3 protein-coding genes and 1 tRNA gene are annotated in these 11,481 nt (G+C 67.1%); all 4 read right to left on the reverse strand.

Features of this window, described 5'->3' with window-relative positions; translation table 11 throughout:
- Window positions 1-13 precede the first annotated feature (13 nt).
- The 4 genes from ACQR1Y_RS09205 to ACQR1Y_RS09220 all read right to left on the reverse strand — a co-directional run bounded on the left by ACQR1Y_RS09205 (window position 14) and on the right by ACQR1Y_RS09220 (window position 11,465).
- Window positions 14-8,566 (reverse strand): autotransporter-associated beta strand repeat-containing protein, encoded by an 8,553-nt coding sequence (locus tag ACQR1Y_RS09205; protein ID WP_434876224.1) that lies wholly within the window; start codon window positions 8,564-8,566, stop codon window positions 14-16.
- The gene (locus ACQR1Y_RS09210; protein ID WP_434876223.1) at window positions 8,567-10,087 is read right to left on the reverse strand and encodes a ShlB/FhaC/HecB family hemolysin secretion/activation protein; all 1,521 of its coding nucleotides are present in this window, start codon (window positions 10,085-10,087) and stop codon (window positions 8,567-8,569) included.
- A gap of 815 nt (window positions 10,088-10,902) precedes the next feature.
- Window positions 10,903-10,979, reverse strand: a tRNA-Arg gene (locus ACQR1Y_RS09215).
- An 81-nt stretch (window positions 10,980-11,060) separates the two neighbouring features.
- Complete coding sequence (locus tag ACQR1Y_RS09220; protein ID WP_434858170.1) at window positions 11,061-11,465, reverse strand: YccF domain-containing protein; 405 nt, start codon at window positions 11,463-11,465, stop codon at window positions 11,061-11,063.
- Window positions 11,466-11,481: the final 16 nt, after the last annotated feature.

An 11,481-nucleotide genomic window follows, 5' to 3' on the forward strand; every position in this document is an offset into this window, starting at 1 on the left:
GGAGATGACGCTGCTAGCGGTTCGACCGACGCTGCGATCCGTTCAGGAGGGGCGGCGTGTTCCGCTGCGTGTGATGAAGCGCCGGGCCGACGCAGCCAGCTGACTCGCTGTTCGCGCAAGGAAGGTAGTCGATCTGCGCGACGATGCTGGGCCAGTAATTTGCGGCGGGATCGGTCGGTGGTGTTGGCTTCGGCGGTGCCGGAGGTGCTGCAACAACGGTCCAGACGCCGCTGTTCGTCGCAACGAGAGTATAGTTCGGATTGGTCAGCGATCCCGTCACGTTCAGGGCGTATTGGCCGGCCGCCGTTGTGGCCGTGATCCCGAACGAGTTGCCAAGACCGCTCAGCGCGGCGACTGTGTCGCCATTCTGCAGGCCGGCGGCGGACAGGCCTGGATTGGCTGGCGACACGCCGTAGCGCGATGAGCCGCCGAGCGCGGTCACCGTGAGCGGGGCCGGCGTGATCGCGAAATTGGCGCCGGTGTAGCCGATGCTGTAGTTCGATCCCGCCGACAGGCTGCCCTGACCGATCGCGTAGCTGCCGACGTTCTGGCCGGCGGCGCGGCTCAGCGTCCCCGACAGCACCGCCGAGGTGTCGCCGTTGACCAAACCGCTGACGCCATAAATGAGGGTCGGATCGACCGCGCCGTAGACCTTGCCCTGGCCTGATGTTGCCGTCACCGTGAGTGGCGCGGGCGTGATCGCGAAGTTGGCGCCGGCATAGAGGATGCTGTAGTTCGATCCCGCCGCCAGGCTGCCCTGACCGATCGCGTAGCTGCCGACATTCTGGCCGGCGGCGCGGCTCAGCGTCCCCGACAGCACCGCCGAGGTATCGCCGTTGACGAGGCCGCTGACGCCATAAATGAGGGTCGGATCGACCGCGCCATAGACCTTGCCCTGGCCGGACGTCGCCGTCACCGTGAGCGGCGCTGGCGTGATCGCGAAGTTGGCGCCGGCATAGAAGATGCTGTAGTTCGATCCCGCCGCCAGGCTGCCCTGACCGATCGCGTAGCTGCCGACATTCTGGCCGGCGGCGCGGCTCAGCGTCCCCGACAGCACCGCCGAGGTATCGCCGTTGACGAGGCCGCTGACGCCATAAATGAGGGTCGGATCGACCGCGCCGTAGACCTTGCCCTGGCCTGATGTTGCCGTCACCGTGAGCGGCGCTGGCGTGATCGCGAAGTTGGCGCCGGCATAGCCGATGCTGTAGTTCGATCCCGCCGACAGGCTGCCCTGACCGATCGCGTAGCTGCCGACGTTTTCGCCGGCGGCGCGGCTCAGCGTCCCCGACAGCACCGCCGCGGTGTCGCCGTTGACGAAGCCACTGACGCCATAAATGAGGGTCGGATCGACCGTGCCGTAGACCTTGCCTTGGCCTGATGTCGCCGTGACGGTCAGCGTCGCCGGCGTCACAGTGAGACTGCCGGCACTGTTGTAGTTCAAGGCATAGCCCGATGTCGCCGCGAGCGATCCCGCGGCGACGCTGATGCCATAGGGGCCGCCCGATACGCCGGCGCCTGCCGCCGAGCCCGACGATGTCACGGCGGGATTGCCGCTATAGGACGAAGCCGCGTTGTCGCCGAGAAAGACGTTGGCGACGGCGGACTGGTAGCCCGAGACGGTGTAGGCCGACGCGACAATTGCGGTGGCGTCGACGCCGTAGGTCTTGGTCGTGCTGCTCGAGGCGAAGGTCAGCGTCGGCTGATAGGCGAAGAGATAGCGGTTACCCGCGGCGCCGACGCTGCCGGGAGGCTGGCTGCCATAGGTCGCGTTCCAGATCGCGGTGTTGTTGCTGTTGAGGCTGCCGAACGTATCGCTGCCGGGAGCGCTGGAATAGATCAGCCAACGCCCCGACGACGCCGTCACGGCGCCGCTGCCGGAATTGTTGATGAACTGATTTGCGGCCGCGAGCACGGGGCTTGCCGAACTCACGGTGGCGCCGCTCCCGAGCGTAAGATTGCCGCTGGACACCAGTGAGATCGCAGTGCCGGAAGCCGACGAGGTCAATGCGGCGTGGCTGGCGACGCTGAGATTGGCGCCACCCGTCGTCGTCACGGCGACCTGGCCTGTGGAGGCGATCGAGCCCAGTGCAAGCGCCACCGCATCGCTGAAGCCGAAGGCCCCGATCGTTCCGGACGTCATGACCGTGCCGACCGCATTGCTGCCCGACAGGTTGATCGTGCCGGCGCCGGAATGGGACAGCGTCGCCGCCGTGATCGAGCCGGTCCCAGACAGGGTCGCGCCCGACCCGACGCTGGTCGTCGCGGTTGACGAGCCGACATTCCAGGAGCCGCTCAGATTGAGCGTTCCCGCGCTCACCGCGGTGGTGCCGGTATAGGTGTTGGCCCCGGCCAGTGTCAGCGTCGAGCTCGTGCTGGTGTTCTTGGTGACGCCTCCCGCACCGGAGATCGCGCCCGAAAGGGTTTGCGCCGCGCTGGAGGAATATTGCAGATTCGCGCCTGAGCTGATCGAGATGTTGCCGCCATAGCTGCCCGAGCCGAGCGAGCCGGCCGAGCCGATCTGCAACTGGCCGGCGGCGATCGCGGTCGCGCCGCTGTAGGTGTTGGTCCCGGACAGCGTCAGGGTGCCGGTCCCGTTCTGTGTCAGCGCCACCGTCCCGCTGCCGTTCTGGATCACGCCGGAGAACGTCGTCGACGCGTTGTTGCCGCCGCTGGTGAGCGTGACGGCCGACGCCGTGCTGTCGGTGACCGTGCCCGTGCCCGCGAGCGAGCCGATCGTGCTGGAATAGCCGGCGAGATCGAGAAAGGACGAGGCGCCGATGGTGACGGCGGAATTGCTGCCGAAGGCCGAGCCCGAGCCGGCCTGCAGCGTGCCGGCCGTCACCTGCGTCGTCCCGGTGTAGGAATTCGTCCCGGATAGCGTCAGCGTTGACGCTGTACTGGTGTCCTTGATGATCGAGCCCGCCCCGGACATGTTGCCCGATAGCGTCTGCGCGGCGCTGGAGGAATATTGCAGGCTTGCGCCGCTGCCGATCGAGATCGCACCGGCATAGGCGCCCGAGCCGAGCGAGCCGGAGCCGCCCACCTGCAAGGTGCCGGCCGAGATCGTGGTCGCTCCGCTGTATGTGTTGGTCCCGGACAGCGTGAGCGTGCCCGATCCAAGCTTGGTCACGGTGCCGGAGCCGGCCAGGGCCGTGGCATAGCTGACGTTCTGGCCGTTGGTGTCGATGATCCAGTTCTGTCCTGCGTTGAAGCGACCGGAATAGTCGACCTGGTTGGCTGCGCTGTATTGCAGCGTGCCGCCGGTGAAGCTGACCACGCCGGATGGTCCGAGCGCCGTGCTGCTGCCGGCATTGACGGTGCCGGCGACGAGATTGGTGCCACCGGTGTAGCTGTTGCCGCCCGACAGGGTGAGCGTCGAGCTTGCGCTGGTATCCTTGGTCACGGTGCCGCCGCCGCTGATCGCTCCCGACAGGGTCTGAGCAGCGCTGGAGGAATATCGAAACAGCGCGCCGCTCGCGAGCGCGAGGCTGCCTGCATAGGCGCCGGAGCCCAGCGATCCCGCGCCACCGATTTGCAGGGTCCCGGCGTTGACCGTGGTTGCTCCGCTATAGGTATTGGTGCCGGTCAGGATGAGCGTCGTCGACGCGCTGGTGTCCTTGGTCAGGGTGCCGGAGCCTGACACCACGCCGGAGAGCGTCTGTGCCGAGCTGGAGGAGTATTCGAAATTGGCGCCGCTCGCGATCGCGATGCCGCCGGCATAGGTTCCCGACCCGAGCGAGCCGGCGGAGCCGATCTGCAGCGTGCCGGCCGAGATGATCGTGTTGCCGGTGTAGCTGCTGGTTCCGGTCAGGGTCAACGTGTTGGCGCCCAGCTTCACCAGTCCGAGCGCGTTGCTGCCCCCATTGGTGTTGGCAATGGCATTGGCGTAGCTGACGCTGCCGCTCGCCGTGTCCAGGCCGAGGAACGCGCCGTTCTTGAAGCCGCCTGACGCCGTGCCGAGACTGCTGATGCTCTGGACATCCGACGACGTGAACTGGCCGGCGCCGCCATAGGCGAGCGCGAGCGTCGCGCCGGAGCCGACGATGATGTTGGACGCGGTCCAGTTCGACGGCGTGTTGTTGTAGAGCGAGACCTCGTTGCCGAATTCCAGCGTGCCCGCCGTGACCGTCGTGGTGCCGCTGTAGGTGTTGGTGCCGGTCAGCGTCAGGGTCGAGGAGTTGGTGTCCTTCAGAACGCTGCCGGAGCCGGAGATGGAGCCGGATAGCGTCTGCGCCGCGCTCGACGAATATTGGAAGGTCGTACCGGACGACGTGGCGATGCTGCCGGCATAGTTTCCCGAACCGAGCGAGCCGGACCCGCCGATCTGCAGCGTGCCGGCCGAGACCGTGGTCGTGCCGCCATAGGTGTTGGTGCCGGACAGCGTCAGGGTCGAGGACGAGCTGGTGTCCTTGGTGACGGCGCCCGCGCCGGAAACGACGCCCGAAAGCGTCTGCGCTGCGCTCGAGGAGTAGTCGAACAGGCTGCCGGACGCGATCGAGATGTTGCCCGCGTAGGACCCCGCACCGAGTGAGCCGCTGCTGCTCACCTGCAGCTTGCCGTCCGAGATCGTCGTGTTGCCGCTGTAGGTGTTGGTGCCTGTGAGGACCAGGGTCGACGACGATGTGTCCTTGGTCAGGTTGCCACCGCCGGAGATCACGCCGGACAGGGTCTGCGCTGTGCTCGACGAGTATTGCAGGGCGGCTCCCGAGCCGATCGCGACGTTTCCGGCATAGGTGCCCGAGCCCAGCGAACCGGACGAACCGATCTGCAACGTCCCTCCGCTCACCGTCGTGTTGCCGGTATAGGTGTTGGTTCCGGTCAGCGTCAGCGTGTTGGTGCCGAGCTTCACCAGCCCGAGTGCGTTGTTGCCCCCATTCGTGTTGGCGATCGCATTGGAATAGCTGGCGCTGCCGCTCGAAGTATTGAGCCCGAGGAACGCGCCGTTCGCGAAGCCGCCGCTGCCGGTGCCGAGAGCGCTGAGGCTGTGCACGTCGGACGAGGTGAACTGACCGCTGCCGGCATAGGCCAGCCCCAGCGTGGCGCCTGAGCCCACGATGATCTTGCTGGCGGTCCAGTCGGCCTGATTGTTGTTGTAGAGCGAGACCTCGTTGCCGAACTCCAGCGTGCCCGCCGTGACCGTCGTGGTACCGCTGTAGGTATTGGTCCCGGTCAGATTCAGGGTCGACGAGTTGGTATCCTTCAGGACCCTGCCGGAGCCGGAGATGGAGCCGGACAGCGTCTGCGCCGCGCTCGACGAGTATTGCAGGGTCGTACCGGACGACGTGGCGATGCTGCCGGCGTAGCTGCCGTTGCCGAGCGATCCGCTGCCGCCGATCTGCAGCGTGCCGGCATTGAGTGTCGTTGCGCCGCTATAGGTGTTGGTGCCGGTCAGCGTCAGCGTCGCGTTCGAGGTGTCCTTGGTCAGCGCCCCGGCGCCGGAGATCACGCCCGAGAGGGTCTGCGCGGCGCTCGATGAATATTGCAGCATCGTCCCGCTCGCGAGCGCCAGACTGCCGGAATAGCTGCCCGCACCCAGCGATCCGCCGCCACCGATCTGCAGCGTGCCGGCATTCAGCGTCGTTGCGCCGCTGTAGGTATTGGTGCCGGTCAGCGTCAGCGTCGAGTTCGCGGTGTCCTTGGTCAGCGCCCCGGCGCCGGAGATCACGCCCGAGAGGGTTTGCGCAGTGCTCGAGGAGTATTCGAACGTCGTACCCAATGCCGCCGAGATGTTGCCGGCATACGTTCCGGAGCCGAGCGATCCGGCGGATGCAATCTGCAGCGTTCCACCGCTGATCGTCGTTGCGCCGCCATAGGTGTTGGAGCCCGAGAGCGTCAGCGTGTTGCTGCCCAGCTTCACCACGCCCAGCGTGTTGTTGCCGGAATTGGTGTTGGCGATCGCATTGCCGTAGGTGGCGTTCCCGCTCGTCGTGTCGAGCCCGAGGAACGCGCCGCTTTTGAAGCCGCCGCTGGAGGTGCCGAGGCCGCTGATGGTCTGCACGTCCGATGACGTGAACTGCCCGCTGCCACCATAGGCCAACGCCAGCGTCGCGCCGGAGCCGACGATGATGTTCGTCGCCGTCCAGCTCGAAGCCGTGTTGTTGTAGAGCGACAGCTCCGTGCCGAACGCCAGTGTGCCGGCAGTCACGGTGGTCGGGCCGGAATAGGTGTTGGTGCCGGTCAGCGTCAGTGTCGAGGCGGTGCTGCCATCCTTGGTCAGTGCGCCCGCGCCCGAGATCGTCCCCGACAGGGTCTGTGCGGCGCTGGAGGAATATTGCAGCAGGGCGCCGCTCGCGAGTGCGAGGCTGCCGGCATAGTTTCCCGACCCGAGCGAGCCGGTGCCGCCGATCTGCAGCGTGCCGGCATTGACGGTGGTCGCGCCGGAATAGGTGTTGGTGCCGGTCAGCGTCAGAGTCGAGGTGGCGCTGGTGTCCTTGGTCAGCGCGCCCGCGCCCGAGATCGTCCCGGACAGGGTCTGTGCGGCGCTGGAGGAATATTGCAGCAGGGCGCCGCTCGCGAGTGCGAGGCTGCCGGCGTAGTTTCCCGACCCGAGCGCGCCGGAGCCGCCGATCTGCAGCGTGCCGGCATTGACGGTGGTCGCGCCGGAATAGGTGTTGGTGCCGGTCAGCGTCAGTGTCGAGGTGGTGCTGCCGTCCTTGGTCAGCGCGCCCGCGCCTGAGATCGTCCCCGACAGGGTCTGTGCGGCGCTGGAGGAATATTGCAGCAGGGCGCCGCTCGCGAGCGCGAGGCTGCCGGCATAGTTGCCCGACCCGAGCGAGCCGGAGCCGCCGATCTGCAGCGTGCCGGAATTGACGGTGGTCGCGCCGGAATAGGTGTTGGTCCCCGACAGCGTGAGGCTTCCCGGACCATTGAATGTCAGGCCTCCGCCGCCCGAGATCGTACCGGACAATGTGCCCGAGCCGCCGGCGGCGACGTTGAGGACCAGGGAGCCGGCATGGTTGATGCCGCCGCTCCCGGAAATCCCACTGGTGCCATTCGCAGTGAGCGTGAGGCCGCTCGACGCGCCCGAAGCGGTGACGCCCGCATTGAGCATGATGCCGTTGGCCGCGTTCAAGGTCAGGGTCGTGTTGGCGCTCCAGCTCAGCGGATTAGAGACGGTGATGTTGCCCGCTTCCGATCCGCCCGCGCCGGTCGATACCGTGACGTTCGCCGTCGCCAGCGCGGTCTGCAGTGTCGAGGTGTTGATGTTGGCGCCGCTCGCGGTGGCGGCCCAGCCGGAGGCGCCCGTGTCCGCGCCGGTGGAAATCGTGACGTTGTAGGGATCGAGCAGCAGCGTCCCGGCACGGCCATGCGCCGACAGCAGGTTCGTGGTGCCGTCGTAGATGAGACCGCCACCGGAGACCTCGGCATTGCCGCCATTGCCGGTCGTGCCGAAGGCTCGCGCCGAGATGGTGCCGAAGAATTCGGTGAGATCCGTCGACCACAGCGTGATCCGACCGCCATCCCCGGCGCGGCCCGCGTCGGCCGTGATCGTCGATGCCGCATCGACGAAAACGGTCTTCGCGGTGGTCAGGCCGGGAATCGCCGCTCCGCCCGGGTTGCCGCCGATGGTGACCGAGCCCCCGCCCTTTGCGCCGGACACGTCGATCGCGGCCCCGCGCAGATTGATCTTCGCGGCACCGATCGTCACGTTGCCGCCGTGGCCGCGCCGGCTGCCTGACGCTGCAAGCTTGCCGCTGACCGTCACCGCGCCGCCTGCGCCGTCGATGAAGATATTGCCGGAGCGCCCCCTGACGGTGGTTGCGCGGATTCGTCCGGAGACGTTGACGATTTCGTGGAAGGCCTGCTGCGCGGTCGCGGCGCGGATTTCGACCGTGCCGCCCACCGCGCGGATGTTGCCGGATACGTCGATCAGCGCCTTGCCGTCAGCGGTAGCAGCGCTGGTGGGGGCGACGACCTGCAGGAAGCCGTCGCCGGTCGGGTTCAGCGTGATTTTCTCGCCGGCGCCGAGGCCGACCGAGCCGAGCGGAACGTTGATCGTACCGCTGTTCGACACCCTGCCGCCGAGCAGACCGACGAAGGATCCTGGCGCGCCCGCGATCGTGCCGGCATTGTTGACCGCGGCCGACGCTCCCTTGCCGCTGAAGCTCAGCGCGCCCGACATGAAATCGCTGTCGCGGATGTCCAGCGTCGATGCGACGAAGCCGCCGCCGACCTCGACCGATCCGGTCGGCGTGATCGCGATGCCGTTCGGATTGACCAGGAACACCTGCCCATTGGCGGTGACGCGTCCTGCAATGGACGTCGGAGCTTGTCCGGTGACGCGGTTGAGGATGGATGAGTTCGCGCCCGGCTGCACGAAATTCACCGTGGCGCCGCTTCCGACCGAGAAGCTGTCCCAATTGACGACCGCCCTGTCGGAGGACTGCCTGACGGTCATGGAATTCATCGAGGGCGCGGTGATGCTGACCTGGCCGGAGGCCACCGATCCGCCCCGTGGCAGCACGGCTTGCGCCTGCGCGCGTCCGGACAGCGCCAGCACGGACGTGCAGCCGAGCAGGGCGATTCGCACGCTCGCCAGGATGCGGCTTGGATCCTTCGTACGCATTCAGAACACCGACGCGGCCACAATGTTGGTGCGCCATCCCGCCTTCACGCCGGCGAGGTCGGTGAAGCCTCGGGCCAGCTCCAGCGTCAGACTGCCGGTCGGGCCGCCCGCCCTGGACTCCAGGCCCGTGCGGACCCCAAGACCGAAGGACTCGGCGGTGAAGCTCGGTTGCTCCACGGCGGTCGCCTGCGCCAGCCAGCCGTGGCCGACGGCCCCGAACAGATAGGGGGAGACCCCCGCATTGATGCCGCCCCACGTCACGCGGAACGGCCGCGTCAATTCGCTGCGCAGGACGATGCCCTGGTCGGCGGTGAAGGTGCCGGACGCAAAGGCCGACATCTGATCGCTGCCGTCGAGCGAGATCTGCTCCGGGCGCATCTGAGGCGTCCCGCCCGTGAACTGTCCCGAGGCCATCACATCGAAACGCAGCCCGAGTGCCAGGGGCTGGACGAAGCGCGCACTTGCCGAGACCTTGGTGAAGTCAGGGGCGGCGCCCTGTCGTGACAAGGGAATGCCGGACGCCGCAGCATCGCGGGACGAGCGGCCACCGAGCCCCTTCGACGCCGACGCGGTCAGCTGCCAATTCGCGCCCCACGGCAGGACGCCGGCATAGTCGGTGCCGCCTCGCAGCACGGCGTAGTGATCGTGATTGAGCCGCGTCGCGAAGTCTGGCGCCGACAGTTGCTGATCGATCATTTCGAACGCCGCGTTGATGTAGAGCGAGGCGTTACGCGTCAGGTCGATCGGCTCGCGGACGCGGACCACATAGCGCTCGAAGCTGCCGAGCGATGCCGGGAGACCCGATGCGGCCGCCGTGCGCGTGACGGAGCGGGTGTATTCGGGATTGAGCGAGAACCCGTCGGAGCCGATGGGCACGACGAGGCCGCCGCCATAGATCGAGAGGGGTGATCTCCCGTCGACGCCGAGATCGATATTGGCCGCTGCCCCGGCAGTCGCATAGATCTGTTCGCCGGCTCCGAACACGCTGTTGAGGCTGAACGTCGCGCGCGATTGCCAGGTCCCGAGCGTATGCGACAGCCGATCATCGAAGCCGAGCGAGCCCGAGATCGGCTGATAATCGCCTTCGAGCACGAGACGAACGCCGCCATCGCTCCGGCCGCGGTCGAGCGTGCTCGTCAGCCTGAGGCCGGGCACGTCGCCGGCGACGAGCAGCGCGCGCTCCAGTGCGTCGAGCCTGAGGCGGCGCCGCCCGATGAGGACCGCGCTGCGCTCGCTCACCACGCGGCGCACGCGAGCATCGACGCCTTCAACGTCGACGCTCTCGATGAAGCCGTCGACGACCACGAAGCGAAGCCGGCCGTGATTGACCAGGTGTTGCGGCGGAACGATCACGCGCGCCAATGGGAAGCCGCTCGCGACATAGCTGCGTTCCAGTGCGGCAGCCGTTGCATAGATCTCGGCGAGGCTGACAGGCCGGCCGATGATGCGCTCCGAGACGGCCGTGGTGACCGGTGCGAGCTCGGCGAACTCGTCGTCGACGACGAAGCTATCGATGATCACGGTCAGGTTGGTGCTGCCGGCGGGCGCCGTGATCGCAGACGGTCCTGGTACGATCAGAGACGGGGACCTCGGCGCAGCATCCGGCCGGAGAGTCTCGGGGGTTACCTGGCTTGGCTGAGGGATCTGTGCGACCGCGGGCTGCGTGAACAGCGCCGAGAGGCCGATCCCCGCGCCAAGACAGACAATGTCTGCCAGAGCAGCAAGGACTCCCAAGCGCCTCGTCACCATCACGCCACCCGCAATCACGACTGCAAAACCGAATTGATCGACCGGAAACGTGAAAGATCATGGTTAACGATCAGGGATACGCGCCCTCCGTCGAATTACGGAGAACTGCGGAGAATCGCGGGATTGCTGCTTCCGGCGGTTCGGTCGAAGGCTGGCGCCGGACGAGCGGACGCCGCACGCACGCACAAACGAACTCGCCCCGGCGCAGCGCCCGAGCGGCTCTTGCTCAATTGCCCGAAACCCCGTCGAGATGATCGACAACGGCGCTCGGGCGCGGTCCTCGGTGCAGGCTCTTCTCGGCAAGCGGCCCTTCAACGTTGCCGCTGTCGCGTAAGCCAATCAGACGGCGCGGATCATCCGGACCTTCCGAACACGGGCGGAATCGATCGTCTTCCTGATCCAGTGGCCGTTGCCAAGGTCGCGTGTCGTGGACAGCAGTGACCGAAAAACGATCCGACCGGCGGAGGTCGTCGCAGGGCAAGGTGCAACAAACAGGCGGTGACGTGGCTGTGACGGACTGGGCTTCGTGGCTGATCAGAAGCTGCGAGCGCTTGGCTGAAAAACCAGTCAATATAACTGGTTAGCGCTGGCGCACCCGACACGATTCGAACGTGTGACCTTTGCCTTCGGAGGGCAACGCTCTATCCAGCTGAGCTACGGGTGCGTGCGGGACGGTTTAGCCGATTGCCCGGTGGTCGGCAACGCCCTTGAAGGGGCCGCCGGCCCCGGCTTGCCCGCTCCGGCTTCAGGCCGGGACGATGGTCTTGCCGATCGGCCACAGTGCGAGGCCGGCGAGCTTCAGATGCGCCCAGGCGAACGGCAGGCCGATGATCGTGACCGCCAGGGCGATCGCGGTGAGCAGGTGGCCCAAAGCGAGCCACCAGCCGGCCAGAACGAACCAGATGATGTTCCCGAGCAGGCCGAGCAGCCCGGTGCCGACATCCTCGATCCCCGTCAGTTCGTCGCGCCGGACCGCGCGCGAGCCGAACGGCAACAGCGTATAGGCGGCGATGTTGAAGGCGGCGCGCGCCCAGGGCAGGCCGACGATGGTGATGGCCATGACGACCGCGGCGACCAGCCAGCCAAACGCCATATAGGCGCCGCCGAGCACGATCCAGAGCACGTTGAGCAGCAGGGAAACGGGTTGCATGGGCCACCTGACGAGG

The sequence above is a fragment of the Bradyrhizobium sp. HKCCYLRH3099 genome, from assembly GCF_051167855.1.
Classification (GTDB): domain Bacteria; phylum Pseudomonadota; class Alphaproteobacteria; order Rhizobiales; family Xanthobacteraceae; genus Bradyrhizobium.